The organism is Spirosoma sp. SC4-14 (assembly GCF_037201965.1).
In the GTDB taxonomy this organism is placed as follows: domain Bacteria; phylum Bacteroidota; class Bacteroidia; order Cytophagales; family Spirosomataceae; genus Spirosoma.
Genome location: NZ_CP147518.1, coordinates 360,847 through 386,729, shown reverse-complemented (window position 1 = coordinate 386,729; position 25,883 = coordinate 360,847). Strand labels below are relative to the sequence as shown.

At 47.2% G+C, this 25,883-nt stretch carries 26 protein-coding genes; 16 read left to right on the top strand and 10 right to left on the bottom strand.

The genetic code is table 11. From position 1 onward, the window contains the following. Complete coding sequence (locus WBJ53_RS01620) at positions 1 to 933, bottom strand: polysaccharide deacetylase family protein (protein WP_338874300.1); 933 nt, start codon at positions 931 to 933, stop codon at positions 1 to 3. Between the two features lie 96 nt (positions 934 to 1,029). Then, a complete protein-coding gene (gene ybeY, locus WBJ53_RS01615; protein ID WP_338874299.1) occupies positions 1,030 to 1,443 on the bottom strand; it encodes an rRNA maturation RNase YbeY in 414 nt (137 codons plus the stop codon). 131 nt (positions 1,444 to 1,574) lie between these two features. Between ybeY and WBJ53_RS01610 the strand changes: the two genes are divergently transcribed. From WBJ53_RS01610 to bioA, 4 genes are all read left to right on the top strand, one after another. Further along, positions 1,575 to 2,603 (top strand): zinc-binding dehydrogenase, encoded by a 1,029-nt coding sequence (locus WBJ53_RS01610; protein WP_338874298.1) that lies wholly within the window; start codon positions 1,575 to 1,577, stop codon positions 2,601 to 2,603. 183 nt (positions 2,604 to 2,786) lie between these two features. Next, on the top strand, positions 2,787 to 3,959 hold the full coding sequence (locus WBJ53_RS01605; RefSeq protein ID WP_338874297.1) for an 8-amino-7-oxononanoate synthase: 1,173 nt from the start codon (positions 2,787 to 2,789) through the stop codon (positions 3,957 to 3,959). Beyond that, entirely contained in the window at positions 3,956 to 4,597 is a 642-nt protein-coding gene (bioD, locus tag WBJ53_RS01600; protein WP_338874296.1) for a dethiobiotin synthase, read from the top strand. Before WBJ53_RS01605 ends, bioD begins: the two co-directional genes overlap by 4 nt. Beyond that, positions 4,545 to 5,846 carry an adenosylmethionine--8-amino-7-oxononanoate transaminase gene (gene bioA, locus WBJ53_RS01595; protein ID WP_338874295.1) on the top strand — a complete coding sequence of 434 codons (1,302 nt, stop codon included), beginning with the start codon at positions 4,545 to 4,547 and terminating at the stop codon, positions 5,844 to 5,846. Before bioD ends, bioA begins: the two co-directional genes overlap by 53 nt. Positions 5,847 to 5,929: 83 nt before the next feature. On the opposite strand, the gene WBJ53_RS01590 is transcribed toward bioA, so the two are convergent. Beyond that, entirely contained in the window at positions 5,930 to 6,598 is a 669-nt protein-coding gene (locus tag WBJ53_RS01590; RefSeq protein WP_338877139.1) for an ATP-binding protein, read from the bottom strand. A 248-nt stretch (positions 6,599 to 6,846) separates the two neighbouring features. On the opposite strand from WBJ53_RS01590, the gene WBJ53_RS01585 reads away from it, so the two are divergent. Further along, positions 6,847 to 7,317 carry a beta-carotene hydroxylase gene (locus WBJ53_RS01585; protein ID WP_338874294.1) on the top strand — a complete coding sequence of 157 codons (471 nt, stop codon included), beginning with the start codon at positions 6,847 to 6,849 and terminating at the stop codon, positions 7,315 to 7,317. Between the two features lie 112 nt (positions 7,318 to 7,429). Here WBJ53_RS01585 and WBJ53_RS01580 read toward each other — a convergent pair whose 3' ends face one another. Continuing rightward, positions 7,430 to 7,651 (bottom strand): DUF2795 domain-containing protein, encoded by a 222-nt coding sequence (locus tag WBJ53_RS01580; RefSeq protein WP_009284883.1) that lies wholly within the window; start codon positions 7,649 to 7,651, stop codon positions 7,430 to 7,432. 288 nt (positions 7,652 to 7,939) lie between these two features. Here WBJ53_RS01580 and WBJ53_RS01575 point away from each other — a divergent pair, with 288 nt between their 5' ends. Next, the gene (locus WBJ53_RS01575) at positions 7,940 to 8,674 is read left to right on the top strand and encodes a copper homeostasis protein CutC (protein WP_338874293.1); all 735 of its coding nucleotides are present in this window, start codon (positions 7,940 to 7,942) and stop codon (positions 8,672 to 8,674) included. Here WBJ53_RS01575 and WBJ53_RS01570 read toward each other — a convergent pair whose 3' ends face one another. Both WBJ53_RS01570 and purU read right to left on the bottom strand, forming a co-directional pair. Then, positions 8,675 to 10,339, bottom strand: coding sequence for a sodium/solute symporter (locus tag WBJ53_RS01570; RefSeq protein WP_338874292.1), 1,665 nt, complete (start codon positions 10,337 to 10,339; stop codon positions 8,675 to 8,677). A 157-nt stretch (positions 10,340 to 10,496) separates the two neighbouring features. Next, positions 10,497 to 11,339 (bottom strand): formyltetrahydrofolate deformylase, encoded by an 843-nt coding sequence (purU, locus tag WBJ53_RS01565; RefSeq protein WP_338874291.1) that lies wholly within the window; start codon positions 11,337 to 11,339, stop codon positions 10,497 to 10,499. An 80-nt stretch (positions 11,340 to 11,419) separates the two neighbouring features. Between purU and WBJ53_RS01560 the strand changes: the two genes are divergently transcribed. The 3 genes from WBJ53_RS01560 to mog all read left to right on the top strand — a co-directional run bounded on the left by WBJ53_RS01560 (position 11,420) and on the right by mog (position 14,914). After that, the gene (locus WBJ53_RS01560) at positions 11,420 to 12,385 is read left to right on the top strand and encodes a N(4)-(beta-N-acetylglucosaminyl)-L-asparaginase (protein ID WP_338874290.1); all 966 of its coding nucleotides are present in this window, start codon (positions 11,420 to 11,422) and stop codon (positions 12,383 to 12,385) included. A 92-nt stretch (positions 12,386 to 12,477) separates the two neighbouring features. Continuing rightward, positions 12,478 to 14,295 carry a glycosyltransferase gene (locus WBJ53_RS01555; RefSeq protein ID WP_338874289.1) on the top strand — a complete coding sequence of 606 codons (1,818 nt, stop codon included), beginning with the start codon at positions 12,478 to 12,480 and terminating at the stop codon, positions 14,293 to 14,295. A 94-nt stretch (positions 14,296 to 14,389) separates the two neighbouring features. After that, on the top strand, positions 14,390 to 14,914 hold the full coding sequence (gene mog, locus WBJ53_RS01550) for a molybdopterin adenylyltransferase (RefSeq protein WP_338874288.1): 525 nt from the start codon (positions 14,390 to 14,392) through the stop codon (positions 14,912 to 14,914). 2 nt (positions 14,915 to 14,916) lie between these two features. Here the strand turns inward: mog and WBJ53_RS01545 are convergent, their stop codons facing one another. Then, entirely contained in the window at positions 14,917 to 15,543 is a 627-nt protein-coding gene (locus WBJ53_RS01545; RefSeq protein ID WP_338874287.1) for a DapH/DapD/GlmU-related protein, read from the bottom strand. 79 nt (positions 15,544 to 15,622) lie between these two features. Between WBJ53_RS01545 and WBJ53_RS01540 the strand changes: the two genes are divergently transcribed. After that, positions 15,623 to 16,423, top strand: coding sequence for a lipid II flippase Amj family protein (locus tag WBJ53_RS01540; RefSeq protein ID WP_338874286.1), 801 nt, complete (start codon positions 15,623 to 15,625; stop codon positions 16,421 to 16,423). Positions 16,424 to 16,442: 19 nt separating this feature from the next. On the opposite strand, the gene WBJ53_RS01535 is transcribed toward WBJ53_RS01540, so the two are convergent. Then, the gene (locus WBJ53_RS01535; protein WP_338874285.1) at positions 16,443 to 17,639 is read right to left on the bottom strand and encodes an anhydro-N-acetylmuramic acid kinase; all 1,197 of its coding nucleotides are present in this window, start codon (positions 17,637 to 17,639) and stop codon (positions 16,443 to 16,445) included. Between the two features lie 87 nt (positions 17,640 to 17,726). Between WBJ53_RS01535 and WBJ53_RS01530 the strand changes: the two genes are divergently transcribed. From WBJ53_RS01530 to WBJ53_RS01520, 3 genes are all read left to right on the top strand, one after another. Further along, complete coding sequence (locus tag WBJ53_RS01530; RefSeq protein ID WP_338874284.1) at positions 17,727 to 18,608, top strand: fructosamine kinase family protein; 882 nt, start codon at positions 17,727 to 17,729, stop codon at positions 18,606 to 18,608. Between the two features lie 85 nt (positions 18,609 to 18,693). Next, the gene (locus WBJ53_RS01525) at positions 18,694 to 20,109 is read left to right on the top strand and encodes a DEAD/DEAH box helicase (protein WP_338874283.1); all 1,416 of its coding nucleotides are present in this window, start codon (positions 18,694 to 18,696) and stop codon (positions 20,107 to 20,109) included. Positions 20,110 to 20,178: 69 nt separating this feature from the next. Further along, the gene (locus tag WBJ53_RS01520) at positions 20,179 to 20,982 is read left to right on the top strand and encodes a tetratricopeptide repeat protein (RefSeq protein ID WP_338874282.1); all 804 of its coding nucleotides are present in this window, start codon (positions 20,179 to 20,181) and stop codon (positions 20,980 to 20,982) included. Between the two features lie 3 nt (positions 20,983 to 20,985). Here WBJ53_RS01520 and WBJ53_RS01515 read toward each other — a convergent pair whose 3' ends face one another. Further along, positions 20,986 to 21,993, bottom strand: coding sequence for a hypothetical protein (locus WBJ53_RS01515; RefSeq protein WP_338874281.1), 1,008 nt, complete (start codon positions 21,991 to 21,993; stop codon positions 20,986 to 20,988). 114 nt (positions 21,994 to 22,107) lie between these two features. Between WBJ53_RS01515 and WBJ53_RS01510 the strand changes: the two genes are divergently transcribed. Beyond that, positions 22,108 to 23,049 carry a GDP-L-fucose synthase gene (locus WBJ53_RS01510; protein WP_338874280.1) on the top strand — a complete coding sequence of 314 codons (942 nt, stop codon included), beginning with the start codon at positions 22,108 to 22,110 and terminating at the stop codon, positions 23,047 to 23,049. Between the two features lie 105 nt (positions 23,050 to 23,154). Here the strand turns inward: WBJ53_RS01510 and WBJ53_RS01505 are convergent, their stop codons facing one another. Then, positions 23,155 to 23,787: an acetyltransferase gene (locus tag WBJ53_RS01505; RefSeq protein WP_338874279.1), complete on the bottom strand. Its 633-nt coding sequence runs from the start codon at positions 23,785 to 23,787 to the stop codon at positions 23,155 to 23,157. 112 nt (positions 23,788 to 23,899) lie between these two features. Between WBJ53_RS01505 and WBJ53_RS01500 the strand changes: the two genes are divergently transcribed. Next, a complete protein-coding gene (locus WBJ53_RS01500) occupies positions 23,900 to 24,724 on the top strand; it encodes a UDP-2,3-diacylglucosamine diphosphatase (RefSeq protein ID WP_338874278.1) in 825 nt (274 codons plus the stop codon). 11 nt (positions 24,725 to 24,735) lie between these two features. Next, positions 24,736 to 25,878, top strand: coding sequence for a glycosyltransferase family protein (locus WBJ53_RS01495; RefSeq protein ID WP_338874277.1), 1,143 nt, complete (start codon positions 24,736 to 24,738; stop codon positions 25,876 to 25,878). Positions 25,879 to 25,883: the final 5 nt, after the last annotated feature.

The following is a 25,883-nucleotide window of genomic DNA, read 5'->3' as shown; positions in this document are numbered from 1 at the left end:
TTATAATTTTCGATTGGCCAGCTCGTCGATAGCAGTCGGCACTTCGGGTTCGCCATTGAAAAATGTACCTTTTTTACCCTGCGTCAGCGCCCAGCGGTGCAACCACGAAATACCTCCTTTTTTGCAGAAGTGATCTTCCGAAGAATAAGCCGAATCGGTGAGCGCCTGATCCAGCGACACAAAGGTGTAGCCCCGCTGTTTCAACTGAGCCAGTAATGCCCCCAGAAAATCGGCATTGATCGAATTGGCATGAATGAGCAGGGTCTGCGGAATGGGACGACCAAAGAGCGAATCGCTTTGCGCTTCATAATAAGCCACACAATCGCCCATGTAACGGACATATTGCTGACCGATGCTATTGACTAAGGCCGTATCGCCCAGCAGGAGGGCATGGTCATAGGCTCGCGAGAACAGCCAGTCTGAATTATCAATTGTAACAGGCGCTTCGCGATACCCCCGGTGTTTCAGAAACGCTTCGAGTGAATCCTTTTTCTCCGGTGTATCTCCTCTGCGCAAATACGGATGCCGAAAGTAACGAAGCGATTTACCACGCTCTTCCATCCATTTTTTTACAGCTTGCTCCCCTCCAATCACATCCGCTTTCATTGTCTCGAACGACACGAGGTTATAGTCTTTATGGGCAAACGTATGATTGCCCAATTCCAGACCGGCATCCAGCCACATCGATAGTAGTTTTAGTTTATTCGGATTGGGCTTATTGTCTGTTTGCAGAAAGCTGCCGATGACAAAACCAATGGCCGGAACCTGATATGTCCGAAGGTGCGTCAATAGCCGCTGCGTAAGCGCCTGCTGAGTTTCCGGCGTATTGTAGGCCTTCGATACGGTGGGCAAGTCGTCGATTGTAATAGCCATCTGTTTCTGACCATACGTGATCGTAGTTATCAGAAGCAGGACGAGGATTCGTTGAGACATACGTTTGTTTTTACAGGAGTTTTGTGCGAACCGGTGCCACGGTTTAGGTAAGCACAATCAAAGAGCCGTGGCACCGGTTCGCACAAAATCGCTGGTTTATAAACGACTAAGCCACTCATCTTCTTTTGCCCGCATCTGCGCTTCTTCTGCATCGGTTTTGTCGCCGTAGCCACACAAATGCAGCAAGCCATGCGCCAGCACCCGACGCATTTCCTGTTCGGCCGAAACACCCAGTTGTTTCGCATTGTCGGCTACCCGGTCGACGCTAACAAAAATATCACCGTCAATTTTGCCTTCCTCTTCGCTTTGATCGAAGGTGATAATATCGGTATAGTAATCGTGCTCCAGATAGTCGCGGTTTACCTGCAACACATAGTCGTCAGAGCAAAAAATATAATTTAAATCACCTACCGCATAACCTTCGTGTTCTGCCTGCTGTTTAAGCCACTGACGGGTTGCCTGTTTTTGAGGGAGTGTATAAGTTACGTCTTCGTTGAAGAATCGAATCATAATTTGCGGGGATGGCTATTGGATACTGGGCAGGTAACTGTCGACGTTAGCCATTGTTTATGGCAAAGATACATCGGAGTTAATCCCGATTCCATTAATTGCTTATTCGTTCTATTTTTCCTGACCGACTCATGAAAGCCATTTATCTCACCGGCATCCATCAGCCCATCCAATATACGGATGTGCCAATACCCACTCCCGGACCAGGGCAGGTATTGATTCAACTCAAGGCGGCAGCACTCAATCACCGCGATCTGTTCATTCAGCAGGGCCTTTATCCGAAAATTAAATTGCCTGTCATACCTGGGTCCGACGGAGCAGGCACTGTGGTCGACGTCGGCCTGGGCGTCGATGCAATCTGGAAGGGTCAGTCGGTCGTTATCAATTGTGCCATGTACTGGGGGTCCAATCCACGATTCTACGGACCCGATTTTCGAATTCTGGGTATGCCCGACAATGGCACGTTTGCCGAATACATCGCAGTCGATGCGCGGTATGTTTACCATAAGCCGGCCCATCTTTCCTTCGAACAGGCAGCCGCACTTCCTCTGGCAGGACTGACCGCCTGGCGCACGCTGATGACACGGGCTGGGCTGCATACCAGCAACAATCCTCCCGAAAAAGTACTTATTACGGGCATTGGCGGGGGTGTCGCTCTATTTGCGCTACAGGTTGCCGTCAGGGCCGGTGCCGAGGTCTGGGTAACATCGGGATCGGCCGATAAACTGGAACGAGCGAAAGCATTAGGCGCCATTGGCGGTATTAACTATCACGAACCCAATTGGGCTAAAACACTGATGGCACAAACCGGCGGTGGACGCAACGGCTATTTCGACGTTGTGGTCGACAGCGCAGGCGGATCTGGCTTTACCCGCCTTATTGACGTAGCCGCTCCCGCAGGCCGCATCGTTTTTTACGGTGGCACAACTGGTAGTATCACAGATGTTGTTCCAGCCAGAGTATTTTTTAAACAGCTAAATATTCTGGGGTCAACGATGGGCACCGAGCATGAGTTTGCCGATATGCTTTCTTTCGTTGCTGAGACTGAGCTTGTTCCGGTCGTTGATGAAATCTTCCCACTAGCCAATACTGAGCAGGCTATGCAAAAGATGCAGGCCGCAAAGCAGTTCGGCAAAATCGTATTAAAAATTGCTGAGTAACTGATATTTAGCCAGAATGTTTTCTCATACTTCGACCATTAAGTCAGTTTTTTATCGGAAAAGTTATAATGCAAAATAGTTATCCACATTATCCCTGTGGATAACTATTGGTTTATTCACATTTCACCAATCTAGCCTGTGTAAAGGCAAATCAAATCAAAGAGTCGCTTTACCTTTGTGGTCATGTCTGAACCGACGAATTCTATTACCAATCGACTGTTGGAACGTCTGGCTAACCGACAACAGCAGGGGCTACTACGCCAGCTCCGTGTGGCCGACAATCTGATCGATCTGTGTTCAAATGATTACCTTGGCTTTGCCCGATCTGCCGACCTGAAAACTGCCATTCAACAGGCCGATCTTGCGCATGCAACTGCCCGAACGGGTGCAACCGGCTCCCGGCTGCTGGCAGGCGAAACACATTTAGCTGCTACTATCGAACAGGAGCTGGCACAATTCTACCAGACCGAAGCCGCGCTGATTTTCAATTCCGGTTATGATGCGAATCTAGGGTTGCTGGCCTGTTTGCCACAGGCAGGCGATACGCTCATTACTGACGAACTGATTCATGCCAGCATGATCGACGGGTCCCGACTAAGCTACGCTACCCGGCATCGGTTCCGCCATAACGATTTGCGGGACCTCGAACAGAAACTAGAACAAAGCCGACAGTCAGAGGGTCAAGTGTTTGTGGCCGTCGAATCGGTTTATTCGATGGATGGCGACCAGGCTCCATTGATTGCACTCTGTGACCTTTGCGATCGGTATGGCGCCGAGATGCTTGTTGATGAGGCCCATGCAACCGGCGTTTATGGTCCTAACGGCGAAGGGTTGGTTGTGGCATTAGGTTTACAGAATCGGGTGCTGGCGCGTGTTCATACGTTTGGGAAGGCGCTGGGCGTTCATGGTGCCGCCGTTGTTGGCCCACAGGTTCTGCGCCATTACCTGATCAATTTTGCCCGGCCATTCATTTACACAACTGCCCTTCCACCGCATAGCCTGCTGGCTATCGGGTCTGCCCATCAACATCTACAGACGCATGGAGATGTACAGATCTTGCTGCACAAGCAAATCCATTATTTCCGGCAATGCATTGCCCGTGAATTGCCGGATAGCGTCTGGACGGCGAGCGAATCGCCGATTCAATGTCTGATCGTACCGGGCAACGAACAGGCTCGACAGGTAGCTCAACAGCTTCAACAAGCCGGTTTCGACGTACGGGCCATCTTAAGCCCAACCGTTCCGGCGGGGCAGGAACGGTTGCGCATTTGTATTCATGCCTTTAACACAATTGTAGAACTAGACCGATTGACAACCGTATTGCAATCAACTCTCATCAACGAAGTAACCTTATGATTCCCGAGCAATTTCCTACACAATTCATTGTGGCAGGCATTGGTACCGAAATTGGTAAAACTGTTGTATCGGCCATTCTGGTTGAAGCCCTACAGGCCGACTACTGGAAACCCGTTCAGTCGGGCGCTCTGGACGATTCGGATACCGAAACCGTTCGACATTTAATTAGTAACGACATCTCGCAGTTTCATCCGGAAGCTTACCGACTCACACAGCCACTGTCGCCCCACGCAGCCGCCGAGCTAGACAATGTACGAATCGATCTTAACAGCATCGTTCTACCGCAAACCAGCAACGCACTGATTATTGAATTGGCTGGTGGCCTGATGGTACCGTTGAATGATCGTGAGCTAAATCTTGATCTGGTACAACAGTTTGGTTTACCCGTACTACTGGTTTCACGAAATTATCTGGGCAGTATCAATCATACATTGCTCTCGGTCGATGCGTGCCGAAATCGTAACATCCCTATTCTTGGCATCATTTTCAACGGGCCAACCGTTACGAGTTCCGAATCCTTTATTCTGACGTACACAAATCTTCCCTGCCTGGGTCGAATTGGGCAGGAAACTCAACTAACCAGAGATGCTATCCGAAACTACGCCAACCAGTTTACAGAACTTACAGGAACGCGATAAGGCCACAATCTGGCATCCGTTTACCCAGATGCAGACGGCTCCGGCACCCGTCGCGATTGTGCGCGCCAGTGGTTCGGTGCTCTATGCCGCCGATGGTCGCGAGTATCTCGACATGATTGCCTCCTGGTGGGTCAATCTGCACGGCCATTCGCATCCGTACATTGCCCAGCGCGTTGCCGAACAGCTACAGACGCTGGAACACGTTATTTTTGCCGATTTCACGCACCAGCCCGCCATTGAGCTGGCCGAACGGCTGCTACAGATTCTGCCGCCCAATCAATCGAAAATCTTTTTTTCCGATAACGGATCAACCGCCGTCGAAGTGGCTCTAAAAATGGCCTTTCAGTACTGGCATAATCTGGGAAAACCGCGCTATAAGGTTATTGCACTCGAAGATGCTTATCATGGCGATACATTCGGCGCTATGGCGGTTGGTGGCCGAAGTGCTTTTACGGCTCCCTTTGTACCGTTTTTGTTCGATGTCGAATACCTGCCAACCCCTGTTCCGGGCCAGGAAGAAGCCGTTCTACAACGAGCCGAAGCGTTGTTTTCGGAAAACACAGCCGCCTTTATCGTAGAACCGCTGGTGCAGGGATCAGGTGGTATGATCATGTACGAACCAGCCATACTGGACAAGCTATTTCAACTAGCGCGGCAACATGATGTGCTTATCATTGCCGACGAAGTGATGACCGGTTTCGGCCGAACGGGCAAACGCTTCGCGTCGGATTACCTGACCGAAAAACCAGACCTGATGTGTCTTTCGAAGGGGCTAACGGGTGGAACCATGGCACTGGGAATAACAACCTGCGTCCAGCGAATCTACGACGCCTTTCTGTCGACCGATAAAAGCAAAACGCTCTTTCACGGGCATTCATTTACGGCCAATCCGGTTGCCTGTGCGGCTTCTCTGGCCAGCATGGACCTATTGCTTTCAGCAGAAACTCAGGCAAACATCCAGCGTATTGCAAGCCGTCATACTGAATTGGTGAGTCGTTTAGGCACCTATTCTATTGTTGAAAACATTCGGCACCGTGGCACCTTATTGGCGTTCGATCTAAATGTGAGTGGTCAAACGTCTTATTTTAATTCGATCCGCGACACGGCTTACCAATTTTTGCTGGAACGGGGAGTTCTGATGCGTCCACTCGGTAATGTGCTGTATCTGATGCCACCTTACTGCACCACCGATGAACAATTGAACTATACCTACGATCAGATCGAAGCATTGCTGCAAAGCCTTTCGTAGAAGTCTTTCTGACAGGATTAACAGGGTTTACTGGATAGTACTGTAAACCCTGTTAATCCTGTCAGAAAAAGACAAAATGACGGTTAGCTTATCTGTCGGGTTGTATAGCGGTCTACCACATCGCTCGGATGGATTTCGAGCACGTTGGCCAATACCAGTAACACGAGCGTTCGGGAGGCAATTCGGCGCGAAATCCCGGCGATGGAAGCAAACAAATCGACCGTGATGCTATTATGCTCACCGAGGTGCTGCATGAGCTTATGCTCCTTGTCGCCATAGGTGAAGCGGATATTTCGTTCGGCCTGTTCGCCTTTCAGAATCTCCCGCACTTCGCGACTGGCCTGTACCGACTTATCGGCCACACGCACATACGCCTTTTTGTTTTCGGGGTCGTCTGGATCGGGAATAATGTAGTGGGGGCGGGTGGGGCTGGGAGGTACCCGAATCACAAGCACTTCACGTTCGTCGTAAAGCTGGACCCGCTCAATGGTGTAGCTAATTCTGGGGAAGCAATATTTGTTGATAGCTCGAACAAGCAGGTATTCGTCTTCGTCGGCATATTTGAGCCCGACAATTTTCTTGTCGTCGCCGACACCAATCAGCAGAATACCGCCTGTTGTATTCGCGAAAGCTACTACACCCCGAATAATTTTTTCGGGATGGTTCGTTTTCAGTTTGAACTCTAAATTGCTACCCTCTCCCCGTCTGACCAGGTTCTTGAGTGCCTGATAGTCCATAACCGATGGGTTCATCTGGTTGAGCACTGTATCGGGATAAAGATACGAATTTCCTACAAACCTGCAAGTATTATTTCCGGATCTCTATTTTCCGTAAAAAGCCCGAGTTTTTGCCTCAACTTTTCAATTATACAAATCGTTACTGCTACTAACTGCCAATGGGTAATTAGGTTTACCAGATGACCGATCAGAATAAATGTCATCTCCGAGAGGCCGATTACCTATGTTAGCATTTACCTTTGTACTACATAGATAACATAAAAATGCTGTTAAACGTTGCTTTGGTTCTGGGGACTTTTCTGTTTATGGAAGGTGTAGCCTGGTTTACGCATAAATACGTAATGCACGGTTTTTTATGGAACTGGCACCGCGACCATCATAACCACCACAAAGGCTTTTTTGAGCGCAACGATCTGTTTGCGGTTGTTTTTAGCCTTACCGCCATCGGCTTGATTGTGGCGGGCGTTGAAATTCCGGAGTTAAATTACCTGGCCTGGATTGGTGCGGGCGTAACGCTATATGGCTTCTTTTACTTTGTTTTCCACGACATCATCGTTCATCGTCGGGTAAAACTAAAATTCGACACGAGCGGGCGCTACATGCAACGTATCATGCGGGCACACTACATCCATCATAAGGTGCATACCAAAGAAGGAGCCGAGGCTTTCGGCTTCCTCTACGCTCCCCGCAAATACGACCGCTCAGTTAAGGATTCTATGAAAAACAGTAAGTAGAAGTCATTGGTTAACATACCGGTCCCATAAGAAGCAAATGACGAATTATTAACCCAAAAGGCGTAACCCACTGCTGGATTACGCCTTTTCAATTGGTAACTATTCGGTTGGCTCAGTACTCGTCTTCGTTGAAGAAGAAATCATCTTTTGTCGGATAATCTGGCCAGATCTCTTCGATGCTTTCGTAAGGCTGGCCGTCGTCTTCAAGTTCCTGCAGGTTTTCAACAACCTCAAGCGGAGCGCCAGAGCGAATGGAATAGTCAATTAGTTCGTCTTTTGTGGCAGGCCAGGGAGCATCTTCCAGATAAGATGCGAGTTCGAGTGTCCAGTACATAGTGTCTTCGTGTCTTCAGTATTTAATGACTACTTTTTCAATGAGGGTGCAAAAGTAAAAAAACCGTTAATATCCAAGCACTTTTCCGTAAAAATGTTTGTGAATGCTTTTTTGCTGGGATTTAGGCCAATAACAGCCAACGTCTGCTTTTGTTTTGGTTAACCAATAAATCGATGTATAAAAACAATTTTTAGTTAAAATACACATTTTTTGATCCAAACTATTTTTTCGATTGTAATATTCCGAATCAAGATCTTACTTTTTAATTTTTACTCTTAAAGTCCTTCCATGTTCATTGAAGTTTGTGCTTACTCTCTGGAATCCTGCCTGACCGCCCAGCAGGCTGGAGCCAACCGTGTTGAGCTATGCGGTAGCCTGAGCGAAGGGGGAACTACCCCCAGTGCGGGCCTGATCAAACTGGCTCGCCAGCATCTTTCGATTCAACTGTTTGTCATGATTCGTCCACGCGGTGGCGATTTCCTCTACTCCGCAACCGAACTCGATGTAATGCGGGCCGACATTGCCATAGCAAAATCATTGGGAGCCGATGGCGTTGTATTGGGCATTCTGAACGCCGATGGCACTATTGACGAGCCCCATACCCGCGAGATGATTGAGTTAGCCCACCCCATGCCGGTGGCATTCCACCGCGCATTCGATATGGCACGCGACCCGACCGAAGCACTGGAAGCCGTTATCCGAACCGGTGCTATTCGTATTCTAACTTCAGGTCAGCACCCGTCTGCCGAATCGGGACTTGCGGTTCTAAAACAGTTGGCTGAACAGGCCGCCGGACGTATCGAAATTATGGCCGGAGTAGGCATTTCGGGCCATAATGCTGGTATATTCAAAGGCATTGGCCTCGATGCAGTTCATTTGAGCGGCAAAAGCAGTTTGCCCAGCCCAATGATCTATCGTCGACCAAATATACAAATGGCGTCGGCTGTGCTGGGCGAATACGAACGTATTGAAGCCAGTGCCGACGCCATCAAAAGCGTTGTCAATCAGATAACAAATCAGTAATTACCAGAATACAGCGTATAGAATTACGACTATGCCCAGAATTAAACTAGCGCCAATAGCAAACGTTGGCGCTACCTTAAACATACTGCGATCAATTTCCAGACCTTTCAGGCTAGGCTTCTGAACACCCAGCACAAACATCACGGCAATACAAATCAGGAAGACAAAGCCCATTGTGTCGAGGAATGGAATGGTGTATACGCCATCGGCATTCTGAACGGCAAAACCCATTGGAGCCAGGAATTCCAGATTTATTAAATCGGGCAGCACATATTTGAAAAACAGCGATAGCAAAAACCCACCGACAATAGCAAACAGCGCCCCGCTTGAGTTCGTCTTTTTCCAGAAAAAGCCCATAATAAAGGCCGCAAATACGCCCGGCGAAACCAGTCCGGTCATTTCCTGAATAAACTGGAACCCACCTTTTTTATCGATACCCATAAATGGCGAAATCAGAATAGCCATCACCATTGCTACCCAAATGGTAACCCGACCAACCCGCACCAGTTTTTGTTCGCTGGCATCGGGCGATATATATTTTTTGAAAATATCGAGCGTAAAAATGGTTGAGATCGAATTGGCTTTACCAGCCAACGACGCTACAACTGCCGCCGTTAAGGCTGCAAACGACAGTCCTTTCAACCCTGCAGGGAGCAGATTCAGCAAAACCGGATACGCATGGTCTTTATTTAATTCACCCGATGCATCGAGCATTTCCTGCTGAAACAACCCTTTCTGATATAGCGTATAAGCCGCAATACCGGGCAAGATCACAATAATGGGCATCAACAGTTTTAGGAAAGCCGCAAACAGAATACCTTCGCGGGCCGTTTTCAGATCGGCACCGAGAGCCCGTTGTGTAATGTATTGGTTACAGCCCCAATAGTTCAGGTTCACAATCCACATTCCACCAATCAGTACTGTTAATCCTGGCAATGATGCATAGTGCGGATGCCCTTTCGGGAAAATCATGTGAAAATGGTCTGACGATTGGGTCAGCATCTGATTAAACCCGTTCATGATACCTTCGGTCCCGTTTTCCGACGATACCAGATTAATGGCCAGATAGGTTGTTGCCAGACCGCCCAGAATCAGGAAAAACACCTGAATTACGTCGGTATAGCCGATTACTTTCATCCCACCGAGCGTAATGATTACGGCAAACACCGCCAAACCAAGCATACAGGCCGTAAAGTTCAGCCCCGAAATGGTAGACACCGCCAGAGCTCCCAGAAACAGAATCGAGGTCAGGTTAACCAACACGTACAGAAACAGCCAGAAAATGGCCATAATCATCGAAACCGTGTTATTATACCGCTGAGTCAGGAACTGCGGCATTGTGAAGATGCGGTTCTTGAGATAAATCGGCATAAAAAAAACAGCCACTACAATCAGTGTAGCAGCCGCCATCCATTCGTATGTGGCAATAGCCAGCCCCATTGCAAAGCCATCACCCGACGCGCCAATAAATTGCTCAGCCGAAATATTGGAGGCAATCAGCGATGATCCGATAGCCCACCAGGTCAGCGACCCTTCGGCCAGAAAGAAGTCAGTAGTAGAGATTTTGGCAGATTGTTTTCGTTTGTAAATCCAGTACCCGTAAGCACTAACGATAATAAAATAAACAAAAAAGACTACATAGTCTAACATTTGAAGTTTTTGCATGATACAGCAGGAACAGTAAATCGGGGTTAATGGGATTATTTAGGTCCGAAATATACCATATTCTGGATACAAAAAGGCGGGCTTTTTCGGGGACTTTTATGCAATATTGAAAGTAAAGATGCTCTGTTGCGAATAAATAGCGACAACAGGCCTGCTTTTATAACACAATGGCCCGGTTGCCCGAAATGAATACGCGATCGTTGAAAACAAGCTTCAACGCTTGAGAGAGCACTATTTTTTCAATGTCTTTGCCTTCGGTTGCCATATCGGCGGCCGTATGCCGATGGTCGACTCCCTTAACATTCTGTGCAATAATTGGCCCTTCGTCCAGATCGTTGTTGACAAAGTGGGCTGTTGCACCAATGATCTTTACACCCCGTTCATAGGCTTGCCGATACGGATTAGCGCCAATAAAGGCTGGCAGAAACGAGTGATGAATATTGATGATCCGATTGGGAAACTGATTAACAAACCCCGAAGTAAGTACACGCATATACTTGGCCAGTACCAAATATTCAGGTTCATAAATGGATAATGTTCGCAGAATAGCGTCTTCATGCTCTTCGCGGGTTTTACCGTCATGCGAAATGTAATGAAACGGAATGCCGAACTTACTAACCAACGGTTGTAACAGGTTGTAGTTACTTATAACAGCCAGTATGTTCGCATCCAGTTCATCAAACGCATACCGAAGCAACAGCTCTCCCAGGCAATGGTGTTCTTTTGTAACCAGAATCACAATGTTCTTTTTGCGCTTGGGATTCAGGCGAAACGTAATACCCGGATTGGGCAGCGTTGTTTTCAATTCGGTCAATAGGGCTGCACTGTCATAGATTCCTTCAAACTCGGTTCGCATGAAAAACTGGCCCGATGGACTAACGTACTCGTCGTTATGAATAATATTCAGACTATGGCGGAACAAAACCCCGGTGACATGATAAATCAGGCCCTTATTGTCGGGGCCATCCATCAACAGAATATGCTTTCTGGAATCTTCCATCTTTCGTTTGTAATAAATCGGCTAAAAGTAGTAAATGCCAACTGTTTATTCCTTTATTTTGAGCCATAAGTAGCTGCATTATGATCAATCGACGCCGTTTTTTGTCCGTTAGCTCGCTGGCTGGCCTTTTTCCTGCATTGTCATTTAACTCTGTTTCAGCGCATCAGAACAATGCGCCATCGGGAATTCCATTGGTTATCTCAACCTGGAATCAGCCCAAAGCCAATGCCGCTGCTCAGGCCGCGCTCAATGGTGGAGGCAGCGCACTCGATGCTGTAGAAGCCGGTGTACGCGTGCCCGAAGCTGACCCTAACGATATGAGTGTAGGCTATGGTGGACGCCCTGACCGCGATGGACGCGTAACCCTCGATGCGTGTATTATGGACGAGAAAGGAAACGCGGGTTCTGTAGTTTTTTTAGAACATATTATGCACCCAATCTCGGTAGCCCGGGCCGTTATGGAAAAAACGCCCCATGTAATGCTGGCTGGAGAAGGAGCCTTGTCATTTGCCTTATCGCAGGGATTCAGGAAAGAAAACCTGTTGACCAAAGCCGCCGAAAAAGAATGGCGGGAATGGCTGAAAACAGCGAAATATAAGCCGATAGCCAATATTGAACGACACGACACAATTGGTATGCTGGCCATCGACGAAAAAGGCCACATTTCGGGAGCCTGTACCACCAGCGGTCTTGCCTATAAGATGGATGGTCGGGTAGGCGATTCACCCATTATTGGTGCTGGTCTGTTTGTCGATAACGAAATTGGGGGGGCCTGCGCAACCGGATTAGGCGAACTCGTGATGCGGACCTGTGGCTCATTTCTGGTCGTTGAACTAATGCGCCAGGGCCGCACTCCGCAGCAAGCCTGTGAGGAAGCGGTGATGCGAATTGTTAAAAAGCAGGATTACAAAGACATACAGGTTGGCTTTCTGGCAGTCAATAAACAAGGTGAAACAGGGGCATTCAGCATCCAGAAAGGCTTTAATTATACACTGACTCAGCACAAACAAACGTCCGTAACCGACGCTCAATCATATTTGAAGTAAACAAGTTTGTCTTTTATTGTTTATAGTATTTGATTGCAGTGGCAAATCCCGTAATCTGTACCAATAAACAATACCCAAAACCACCCGTAAATTTGGAATCGGTATTTTCAACATCAAAGCGGAAGTTACTGCTTGAGATTGCCTGGGAAGTGTGTAACCAGGTTGGCGGTATCTATACAGTCATCCGGTCGAAAGTACCGGCCATGGTCGAAAAATGGGATGACAATTACGTGGCGCTCGGGCCTTATTTCCCACAACGAGCTGCCGCTGAATTTGAACCGATTACAGACTCGGACGAAACAGAAATCGGGCAAACCGTGCGTAAAATGCGCCAGATGGGCTATACCGTCGAATACGGATATTGGCTCGTTACTGGTCGCCCGCGCGTTGTTTTGTTCGACATTAACAGCGTAGGCCCCGAACGGCTAAATTATGTTAAAGGACAGCTCTGGGAAAACTATCAGCTTTCGACACTGAACGTCGAAGAACTGGTAAATCAGACTCTGGCTTTTGGCGAAATGGTTCGGCTATTTATTACGCTCCTGGCCGAAGACCATTCGCGCCGGGTCGATTTTGTAGCACATTTCCACGAATGGATGGCCAGCACGGGTTTGCCCGATTTACGGCGCGACAATGTGAAGGTTGCTACTGTTTTCACAACACACGCAACCATGCTTGGCCGATACCTGGCTCAGAACGAAGCCGGGTTTTACGGTAAACTCCCTTTCTTCGACTGGAAGCGGGAGGCCCAGCATTATGGAATCGACACGCAGGCAACTGTTGAGCGATTGGCGGCTCAGCAATCGCACGTTTTCACAACGGTTAGCGATGTAACAGCACGCGAGTGCGAGGTTTTTCTGGGCCGAAACCCCGACCTGATCCTCCCGAACGGTCTTAATATTACCCGCTTTGCGGCTACACACGAGTTTCAGAATCTGCACGTCCGCTATAAAGAAAAGATTCACGAGTTTGTGATGGGGCACTTCTTCCAGAGTTATTCATTCGATCTGGAAAAAACGCTTTACTTCTTCACATCAGGCCGGTTCGAATTCTCCAACAAAGGCTATGACCTGACACTCGAAGCGCTGGCCCGACTGAACTACCGGATGCGGGAAGCGAACATGGACATGACGGTTGTGATGTTCATGGTTACCAAGCAGCCCTATACATCTATCAATCCCGATGTGCTTCATTCGCGGGCACTGCTCGACGAAATTCGGGATACCTGCGAAAATATCGAAAAACAGGTTGGCGAACGGTTATTTCTGGCGGCTGCTTCGAACCCAGAAAACCGATTACCCGATCTGAACAGTTTCGTGGACGAATACTGGCGGCTTCGGCTCCGGCGTACCGTGCAAAGCTGGCGGACCAAACACCTGCCGCCATTTGTGACGCATAATCTGGTTCAGGAAGACGACATGACGCGGTTTATTCGGCAGGCGAATCTGGTCAACAATGAGTATGACCGGGTTAAAATCGTTTACCACCCTGATTTTATTGCATCGACAAATCCGTTGTTCGGACTCGACTATAGCCAATTTGTACGTGGTTGCCACCTCGGCGTATTTCCAAGCTATTATGAACCGTGGGGCTACACTCCGTTGGAGTGCGTTGTGCGGGGTATTCCAACCGTTACGAGCGACCAGTCGGGCTTTGGCGATTTCATTATGCAAATCATGCGCGACTACGAAAACCGGGGTATCTACGTCATCAATCGCCGAACACAGAATTTCAACGAAGCCGCCGATCAGCTTGCCAGCGTTTTGTTCCGTTTTGTTCGGATGGCTCAACGCGACCGCATTGCTCAGCGCAATCGTGTTGAAAGCATTGCCGAAGTATTTGACTGGAGCAATCTCCGCTCCTACTACGATACGGCACACGATCTGGCGCTAAAGCGGAAAAAACCCTGATTTTTTAGTGAAGAGTTAAGAGTGAAGAATAGCTCCGCGTCTGTCAAAACTATTCTTCACTTTTCACTCTTAACTCTTCACTCATTTAAAGCTTATGATCAAAATCGGCATCATCAACGTTTCGGATAGAGCTAGTGCAGGGGTTTATGAAGATATTCCCGGTAAGGCCGTTGTGAAACTGCTCACCGAATGGCTCACGAGTGAATGGGAACCTGTTTACCGCGTCATTCCCGATGAGCAGGATCAACTGGAAGCAACCCTGATTGAACTGGCCGATACTGAAAATTGCTGTCTGGTTGTAACTACCGGTGGGACTGGCCCCGCTCTTCGTGATGTTACGCCCGAAGCCACTGAAGCGGTTTGCCAGAAGATGCTTCCCGGATTTGGTGAACTGATGCGTCAGGAAAGTCTTAAGTATGTTCCGACGGCTATTTTATCGCGCCAGACAGCCGGAATCCGAAATCAGACACTTATTCTGAACTTACCCGGAAAACCTACCGCTATTGGCCAATGTTTGTCGGTGGTTTTTCCAGCTATACCTTATTGCATTGATCTTGTTGGCGGGCCGTTTCTGACAACAGATGAAACCGTCATGAAAGTATTCAGGCCGAAAAGTTAAGCTTACGATAACTGCCTGATGGCCTGCTGATCAACTAATTCAAGTCGCTTAACGATCGACTGTCTGGGTAAAATCGTACCGGGCGACAAAACAGCATTGGCACCAATTCTTGAGCCATCGCCCACCAACGCGCCAAATTTTACCATATTTGTTTCGATAGCGGTGTTTTGATAGCGGACTCGAATTAGCTTATCTGATCCATTTTTTTCATTGAAGTGATTGGCAATTACCGAACCAGCCTCAAAATTCACATTGTTGCCAATGATGCTGTCGCCAATAAAATTGAAATGAGCGCTTGCCGTATGAGCTAAAATCAGACTTGATTTTAGCTCACAACCCGGCCCAATTCGGCTTCCTGATCCAACATAAACTCCGCCCCGCAAGTAGGCATGGGCGCCAACGAAGCTGTTTTCGGCAAGAATGATCGGCGGTTTCAATACGGCACCCATTTCAACAATGGCCGTTCTATGAATTGCAATTCCGTTCTGCACAACGTAGCTATCGTCAAGATCACGGATCATTAATTGAACTGTTGCCGGTAGGTTCTGAGTAATCATCCACGGATCAAGCTCCTTTACTGAACTAAAAACAGTTGAAAACTGATCGATAAAATCATCTATTGCTATCATTTCCTTTACGGTGAATTACTCGTACAATTGTACAGATTTACTCTGATAGTTACTTCCATTTATTTTAGCCAGAACAAATATGTCTACACAAATCGTCTGGGTTCTTGCGCTATCTTTTCTGATTAATTTGATAAGTACTTTGTCGTATTCCATACGCATCGTTGGCATTCGAACCCGCAAAATTGCCGTATCATTTGCCCTCTTCAACGTGCTGGTTTTAATTTCAAGAACAGCGAATGGCTTTCAGGCACCAATCCTGGCAAACGTAGTTGAGAAAACTATTTATTATCACAACCCCGACCCTATTAGTGTATTTTACTGGATATTATGGACAACTTCGCTTGCTACTCTTATAGGAGCACTTCTTATTCCATCTTTCCAGCGACTATTTTCTTACGCTGTTATTCACTTCTCCCGGCATAAATCAATACCATCCCTGGTGCTGGCAGGTTTTTCACCTGCCGGGTTCCATCTGATTCGAACGAGTATAACAACACCAGACTTGGGCAATATCAGTCAGATCAAAAGCAAAGAAGCTATTCCATGGAAAGTTTTTGCTTTCAACGTAATTGCTGTAGCTGTATTAACAGTAGGTGTATTAGCTTCCTTATACGCAGGCTATCTTAAACCAGAGTTACGAACAACGTCAAGCAACTTATCATCCGTTATCAATGGGCTGGCTACAATTCTAATGTTTTTGTTTATTGACCCCTACTTATCAATTTTAACCGACGAGGTAACAGAAGGCAAATACCGGGAATCATCCTTCCGGCGGCAAGTCGTTCTGATGGTTATTGCGCGTTTACTAGGCACTTTTCTGGCGCAAATTTTATTTTTACCAGCAGCTCAGCTTATTGTTATGGTTGCAGAGACGATGTAATCCTCCCCCTATTTCGTCGTTATTTCGGAAAACTAACTTTTCCCATCGAAACGGTTGGCACTCCCTGCCGATCGCCAAACGACGTAGTTCCGCCTGCCAGACTCTCATTTGCCAAAACAGCAAATAAAACGGCTTCCTTCGCATCGCCATTGATCCCGAGCTCGTCGGTTACGCCAAACGAACAGGTAGGCAGCAATTCCTGAATCGTATTAGTCAATACAGGATTATGCATGCCTCCACCACTCATATATACCCGGTAGGTTTCGCCAGCCCGCAAAACTCGCCGGATTGAACTCGCAATCGTTTCGGCACTAAACTGTACAAGCGTAGCCATCAGGTCGGCAGCCGATAAGTGTGCAGTGTGGCTTTTTTCCTGCATGGCTTCTACATAGGCAGGATTGAATACTTCAGGACCAGTTGTTTTGGGAAAAGGAGCCTCAAAAAATGGATTGGTTTTCAAGGCTTCGAGCAACGCTGTGCTTACCTGACCACTGGCCGCCAATCTGCCATCTTCGTCGTAGGCTTTGTTCAGAAAACGGCGAGCATAGGCATCTAACAGCGTATTGCCCGGCCCCGTGTCGGTCGTAAACACGTTACGAGCCTCTCCATCGGCAGGTAAATAGGTAAAGTTGGCAATTCCGCCCATATTTAGAAGAATACGATTCTCTCCCTTTTGAGAGAACATAAAATAGTCGCCGTATACGGCCAGTGGTGCGCCTTCGCCCCCTAATGCCACGTGTTTCTGCCGAAAATCGCTAAACGTAATAATACCAGTTGTAGCCGCCACATGATCGCCATCACCAATCTGAAGTGTTGCGTTTGGGAACTTATCGCGCCGATGCTGGCTTTTGGGAGCATGATAAACCGTTTGGCCATGACTGGCAACAATATCCACCTCGTCGGGTTTTATATTCCACTTACGCAGACAATCGAGAATCATCTGACCGTGGAGCTGGCCAATGTATGGATTCAATAAACAAAGTTGTTCGAAATCGATTTCACGTTTGGCGAAAATCATCCGAATTTCATTCTTAAAGCTGTCTTCATAAGAAACTGTTGTAAAGCGTTCAAGGGCAACCTCAGTATCGGGGCCACTGCCCGTAATCCGGCAAAGCGCAACATCCAATCCATCGAGCGATGTACCCGACATCAAACCAATGATTCGTCGTTGGGTTTTATTAGCACTATTGTATAGCTGTTGAATCTGTGGGTTCATAAACGATTTAAGTTTCAGTATTCATAACTTACAGCAATTACTTCATGAAATCGCTTCGGTTATGATTTATTCTTACGCGAATAACGCATGAATTTTTGGGGTGACGAACAACTTTCGTTTTTTGAGACGATTCTGTTTTCGGCTTTAGGCCAGCCGGTTGAGGTGATCGAGACACAGTTTTTATCGGGTGGCGATATTAATACGGCGGCTCAGGTATTTTCGTCGGAAGGTGTTTTTTTCATCAAATGGAACCACGCCGAACGGCAGGATATGTTCGAAACCGAAGCACGAGGTCTCGACCTTCTCCGGCAAACAGATGCGTTGTATATTCCGCAGGTAGTGGGTTATGGTCAGCAATCCGATAAATCCTATCTGATTCTGGAATACATAGACCCAGGCACTCCCAACAGAACGTATTGGGAAAATCTGGGGCAATCGCTGGCCTTGATTCATTCGCACACACAGGCAAAATTTGGCTTGAGTTTCGCTAATTATATAGGTTCTTTACCGCAATCCAATTCACTGACAACAAACGGCATCGATTTCTTTTTCGAGCAGCGCTTATTACCACAGGCAGGCATGGCACTCTATAAAGGATTACTATCCAAATCGGTGTATGATGCATTGTTTCGGTTGCGGAATCACTTGCCCAGCATACTGCCAAACGAACGCCCGGCCCTGCTCCACGGCGATTTATGGTCGGGCAATGTGATCGTAACCGAAAATGGCGGGCCCGCCCTGATAGATCCGGCAGTATATTTCGGCTATCGAGAGGCCGATCTGGCCTTTACCAGATTATTCGGAGGGTTTGCCGAAGCGTTTTATGAAGCCTACGATGAAGCGTTTCCGCTTGAAGACGGGTTTAATGAGCGCGTTTCTATTTATAACCTTTATCCATTACTGGTACATGTGAATCTGTTTGGTTCGGGATACGTTAGCGGTGTGGAGCGCGTATTAAAGCAGTTCTGAACTTTTTTGGCAGCCTATACTGTCTTTTTAACCACTCTGTTGCAACAGACTAATACTGGAAGCATATTGCTGCCAGCTATATTCTATGGAAATAACTTCTTTCGAGCAATTTGATCTAAACCGGCAGTTACTAAATGCGGTCGCCGATCTTGGCTATACAGAACCAACCCCTATCCAGCAAAAAACCATTCCTCTCAGTTTAGGGAATCACGATGTACTGGGTATTGCCCAAACCGGTACGGGTAAAACGGCGGCTTATCTGCTGCCCTTACTCATGAAAATAAAATACGCTCAGGGCTCAACTCCCCGTGCGTTAATTCTTGCCCCAACCCGAGAGCTGGTTATGCAGATTACTGAAGCGGTAGGTCAACTGGCAAAATATACTGACCTACGCTATGTTGCCCTCTACGGTGGCCTGGGGCCTAAAACTCAAATTGAGGCTCTGCGTAAAGGAATTGATCTTGTGGTGGCAACACCCGGTCGGTTTATGGACCTCTACCGGATAAGTGAGCTAATCACAAAAGACATTCGGACAATGGTTCTCGATGAAGCGGACAAAATGATGGATATGGGGTTTATGCCTCAAATCCGATCTATTCTGGAAGTGATTCCGACAAAACGCCAGAATCTCCTCTTTTCGGCTACGTTTGGCGGGCGGGTTGAGCGACTTTCGGAGGAGTTTCTGGAAGCCCCGATTCGGATTGAAGTGACGCCACAGGCCTCTACTGCCGATATGGTTAATCAGGTAATTTATGAAGTACCTAATTTCCGTACCAAAATCAATCTGGTCGAACATTTGATCCGCAGCGAATCCTTTCAGCGCGTTATCATCTTTGCCCGAACCAAAACCACCGCCGAAAATATTTATAAGTTTCTGGCACGGAAAGTGTTAGATCCCAACAAGGTACGGGTTATCCATGCCAACAAAGGCCAGAACACCCGCATCAATGCCATGGATGATTTCAAGGAAGGAAACATTCAGGTATTAGTTGCAACGGATGTGGCCGCCCGTGGTATTGATGTGGCCGAAGTAAGCCACGTCATCAATTTCGATGTACCGCTGATTTACGAAGATTATGTTCATCGGATTGGTCGTACTGGTCGAGCCAACCGAACCGGTGAAGCCATTACGTTTGTGACAATGGCCGAGGATTATCATGTGCAGAAGATTGAGAAAATCATTCGTATGACAGTTCCTCGCCAACCCTTACCTACTGAAATTGAAATCACAGAAACGCCTTTCGATGAGCAGCAGGCCATGTTGCGGGAAATAGATGAACAACGGCGAAAAGAAGATCCTACGTTTCTGGGAGCCTTTCACGAAAAAAAAGAGAAAAATATGGGCCCTGGCAAAGCTCGTTCAAAGTCAAAGTCGAGTGGAACCGACACCAAAAAAACAGCCTCTAAGTCATCGGGAGGACATTTTACCCGTTCAACGCGTAAGCCAGGAACGGCCATAAGTTCCGCTAAACGATCGCGGCCTCGGGGAAACCGTCGGTAGTTTCAAAACAATGTACTAACTTGGATTCCCCATTCGTTTTATCGTAATACCAGCAGTGTGTTAGTTAGTATGAACGTTCGGATGAATCTGGTGCAATTGGGTTTGGTCATCTTGCCTTTATGGGTAACGGCCCAGCCCAAACAGCTTATTACGTCTGTACGGTCCAACTCCGATCGGCCAGCAGGCAGCGCTGCATCCAGTAAAGAACAGAGCGTCTCTAAAAGGGAACCTACCACTGATACTGCAACCCCCGAAACGCTCGAATCTCTAAATATTTTACCCCTATTTGGCGAACGCGCTAAAACCGCCGAACAAATCGATCTGGAAATTCATTTTCTGAATGACTGCGACCGCAATTTTGCAAGCCGGTCGGAAGCCAGCGATTTCTTTGCGGCCCGTGGCTGGGATTATATCACAAATGGGCAGTTAGACACGGCGGCTTATCGGTTCAATCTGGCGTGGCTGCTCAATAATAAAAACTCAGATGCCTATTGGGGACTAGGGGTTGTTTGCTATCAGAAAGAAAACCTGCCCGATGCGATTCGGATGTTGAAGAGAGGATTGGCCGTAGCTGATACGAATACTATATTAATGACTGATCTGGCTACGGTTCAGATCAAACATTATCAAAATAAAGCAGATACCACCGATTTAATAGAAGCAGAACAAATTCTGCAAAAATCGCTGTCGATTAGCCCCGACAATGCCGTAGCATATCAAAAACTTTCACTGGTAAATTTCCTGAAAGCTGATTACGATAAAGCCTGGGAGTATTTTCATCAGGCCCGAACGCTCGATATGTCGGTGTTAGACCTTCATTACCTGAACGATCTGCTGGTCAAACGACCCGATCCAAAAGGCGTATTCAAATAACTTCTAGTTTTCAGCCTCCTCTTCGTCTACAACTTTTTTGTCTTTCGATCGCTCATAGGTCACTTTACCTTTTTCGTCCCACTCGGTAATAACAAACGGTTCGAATTCTGTGTCCCATTGATCACGGCCATATTGCATGAGTTTTTTACGCATACGCCGACCACTCGGACTTATCGGATAAAATTCGGTCCAGCGGCCAATCTTGATGCCATTGTCGTATTTCCCTTCTTCAGCCAGCAATCCGTTTTCGTAAAACGCCATGTAGGTTCCTTTGATTTTACCATATTCAATCGGAACAATTTCTTTGATTTTTCGATGCGTAGAATCATAGAAGGTTAACCTCGACTCGGCCGGAACTCCTTTTTGCCAGCGGGTTTTATCCAGAAGAATGAAATGAGAATCATATTTTTCCCACCGCCCATCTTTCATACCGGCATAGTAATACCCTTCTTCAATCAGATTTCCATTCTGATAGCGTTTGTAAGGGCCATGCAGTAAAAGGCCGCTGCCTTCGTCTCTTATAATCGAACTCGTTACCCGACCGCTTCGCTGATAATATCGATAAATATCACGTATATATGGCAACGGTTTAGCGGCATCGTTATCCCGCAGAATATGAAACTCTTCGATAATGGTACGGTCGCCACTGCCTATTTTGGTATAAGCTTTAACCATAGCCAACCCCTCATATTCATTTTTTGCGGTCTTTTTCTTTGCTTTCTTCTCCGATTTAGCCTTTTTTAGTTGTTTGATTTTCAAACCCAGGTCTTGAACTTCAGAGATATAGGTGTCTTTTTGCCCTTTCAATGACGACATAGATGGTAGACCAAGTGTAGTCATTGAAGATGGAACGGACGCAAATGGAGATTCTGGCGCACCAGAGGGCGCTAACACAGGCTTGCTGGCAGTGGTCAGCGACGAAGGTTGGGAGGGTTTCCCCTGCGCAAACAATGTTCCTGATTCAATAAATATGACAACAACAAGAAAATATTTAAAATATAACATGGACATAATCAGGACAAACGATTGATGTCTTAAGTTTGTTAAGTTTGCAACGATTCACTACGTACTATTATTTTATCCGTTCTTTTACTGAATATCAGACACACTATATAAGCAAAATACGTGGAAAAACAGGCTCGCATTTACGTTGCCGGACACCGGGGGATGGTCGGCTCAGCTATTACTCGCAAATTACATGCCGAGGGATACGAAAACATTATTACCCGCACTTCATCTGAACTAGATTTGCGTAATCAGGCCGCCGTAATTGACTTCTTTACCGAAGAAAAACCCGATTATGTCTTTTTGGCAGCGGCTAAAGTTGGTGGTATCCTGGCCAACAATATTTACCGGGCCGAATTCCTGTACGACAATCTGATGATTGAGGCCAACATTATTCATAGCGCTTATGAAACAGGCGTTAAGAAGCTGTTGTTCCTTGGCTCATCGTGTATTTATCCAAAGTTAGCGCCACAACCGCTAAAAGAAGACTATTTGTTGAGCGGCTACCTGGAACCGACCAACGAACCATACGCCATTGCCAAAATTACGGGCATTAAACTTTGTGAAGCTTATCGCAACCAATATGGGTGTAACTTCATTTCGGCTATGCCAACCAATTTGTATGGCCCAAATGATAACTACGATTTGCAGGGCTCACACGTACTGCCTGCACTGATCCGGAAATTCCACGAAGCTAAAATCAACAATCTGCCTTCGGTTGAGGTATGGGGCACGGGTTCGCCACGTCGCGAGTTTCTCCATGCCGACGATCTGGCCGATGCCTGTTTCTATCTGATGCAACAGTATAACGACGAGTTGTTTGTCAACATCGGAACTGGCGAGGATGTAACTATTCGCGAACTGGCCGAGATGGTTAAGGAAACCGTTGGTTTTGAAGGTGAACTCCGCTGGAATACCGAAAAGCCCGACGGTACACCCCGCAAATTAATGGATGTGTCGCGATTACATGCGATGGGCTGGAAACATGCCACCGAGCTGAAAGAAGGCCTGGAGCGAACTTATCAGGATTTTCTGGCTAACGAAGTTTTGTATGTAGAGTAGAGACGCGATTCCTCGCGTCTCCTGGGCGTTAGCAATACTAGTAGGTGCGAGCGATGATTAATAGCTATTAACTGCTGATCATAGGAGACGCGAGAGATCGCGTCTCTACAGTTTTTTGGCCGGATTGCCAAATACGGTTTCTCCCGCGCCAACACTTTCTATGACCACAGAACCTGCACCAATGCGGGCATTCTTACCAATGGTCAATCCAGCCACGATCGTGGCTCCTGCGCCAATAAAAGCCCCTTCTTCGATGGTCACGTGGCTACTGATCAAACTGCCGGTTCCGACCTGTACATAGTCGCCTAGTTTAGCCTGGCTTTCGATAATAGCTCCCGACTGAACAATACAATGCTGGCCTAGTTCGGCAAATGGGTTTATGACGGCTCGGGCTGCAATCAGATTACCATGCCCCAATGTAGCCATTTGTGATACAACTGCCGTATCATGAATCGCATTTACGGGTTGCACCTTCCGGCGTTCGTTGAGCATTTTTACCAATCGTTTCCGAACACGACTATCACTAATGGCCACGAAAGCTTCGCACTTATGGCCAATCAGTTTCAGAAAGCCATCGTCATCCGTATCTCCCAACACCGATACATCGCCAAACTCTTTACCGTGTAGCTCCTTTTTGTCGTCGAGCAGCCCATAAACAACAACATTATTGCGTTGAAATAAGTCTAAAGCGGTCATTCCCAGGTTTCCTGCCCCAAAAATCAGCACTGGATTTTCCATTTGTCGTAGTGTATTAAGTCAATATGAATAATTGCCGCACAAAGGCATTATTGTTGTCAATTTGGTAACATTAAAGTAAATCCCACTTCATAAATGGAAGGTAAATTCGTCCATGAAATCAAGTACACAGTTCCGCACAATTGTGCTCTCTGACATTCATCTCGGCACTGCCGGGTCTAAAGCGAAAGAGGCCACAGAATTTTTGCGAAATTACTCATGCCAGAAACTCATCCTGAATGGCGACATCATTGATGGCTGGCAACTGAAACAGTACGGTACCTGGAAGAAGAAACATACTGCTTTTTTTAAAACGGTTTTAAAACAAATCGTTCATTACGATACAAAAGTTATCTATTTGCGGGGTAATCACGATGATTTTCTGGATCAGGTTATGCCTTTGAAAGTAGGTAAGAATTTTTCGATCCGAAAAGATTACACACTGCAATCAGGCTCCAGCAAGTTCTATGTCACGCATGGCGATGTGTTTGATTCCATCACCTCACAAATGAAGTGGCTGGCCTATCTGGGCGATCTTGGTTACACGTTTCTGCTCTGGGTCAACAAGTTCTATAATCAATACCGAACCTGGCGTGGCTTGCCTTATTACTCGCTCTCGCAGCAAATTAAAGGTCGCATCAAACAAGCTGTCAGCTACATTTCTGATTATGAGCAAAAACTAATGGAACTGGCTCGCGCCCGTAATTGCGATGGTATTATTTGCGGTCATATTCATCAGCCCGCCATTCGCGATTTCGACGGTATTATCTACATGAATTCAGGCGATTGGGTCGAATCGATGAGTGCGCTCGTTGAAGATCATGATGGTAACTGGAGTTTACTCTACTATACCTCGGATCTGGACGAAGACGATGAAAAAGTTCTGACCAATACGACTGGAACGCAAATCGATACCGAATTAAGTCTCCAGACCGAATAAGCCCGACAATCATGCGCGTATTATTTCTAGTACAAGGCGAAGGACGCGGCCATTTGACACAAGCGTTGTCGCTAGCCCAAATTCTGCAAACAGCCGGCCACGATGTGATTGGCGCGTTGGTTGGTATCACGGATGAGCGGGGGGTTCCGGCATTTTTCAGTGAAAAATTCACCGCACCCATCACCCCCATTTTTAGCCCGGGCCTGGTCTATAATGCTGGCACAAATGAGCTGGAACCGTTTAAAACAACCGTTCAGGCTATTCGATACGCAAAACCTTTCTGGCGCAGTTTAAAACAGGTTCGCGATGTTATTGGACAACAGCGGCCCGACGTTGTCGTAAATTTCTATGAAATGCTTGGTGGCCTAACCTATGCACTCCTACGGCCAACCGTACCGATGGTATGTATTGCTCACCAGTATTTTGCGTTTCATCCAAACTTTCAGCGGCCGAAAAAACAGTGGTTCTATCGGCAGGCGTTTAAAATAAATACCCGATTAACGTGTTTCGGGGCCGAAGAACTACTGGCTTTGTCGTTCGATAAACAAGCCGACGAACCCAGTCAGCGGTTGCGCGTGGTTCCGCCACTGCTCCGGCAGGAAATTACCGATTTAAAGCCCGTCGACGGTGATTTTCTATTAGCCTACGTTACTCAGCCAGGCCTGAAAACCGAACTACTAAAAGCGCATCAACAGCATCCAACTCTACAAATGGACGCGTTTCATTCTGGAGTTAACGTTCCTGACCAAGTTATTGACGACACGCTTACCTACCATGCTATTGATGGCAAACGTTTTCTGGATTTTATGTCTCGCTGCAAAGCGATCGTAACAACAGCAGGCTTTGAGTCGGTTTGTGAAGCAGCTTATCTGGGTAAACCTGCCCTTATGATTCCGCAACCGAATCATTTCGAACAGGCTTGCAACGCTATTGATGGGCAACGGGCTGGTGTTGGTGTTGCCGCCGATCGGTTTGATCTTGAGCAACTGCTGGCTTATCTGCCTCATCATGATCTGCAGGTTAGCGATCGCTTTCGAAGCTGGTATGCTCAGGGTTACTTTTTGTTTCTGGCAGCACTAAATCGGGCAGCAATGGCTAAAAGTAAGCCTTCGGGTGGTTTCTTCTGGACCCGTATGCGGCACATTCTCCGTTAAGAAAA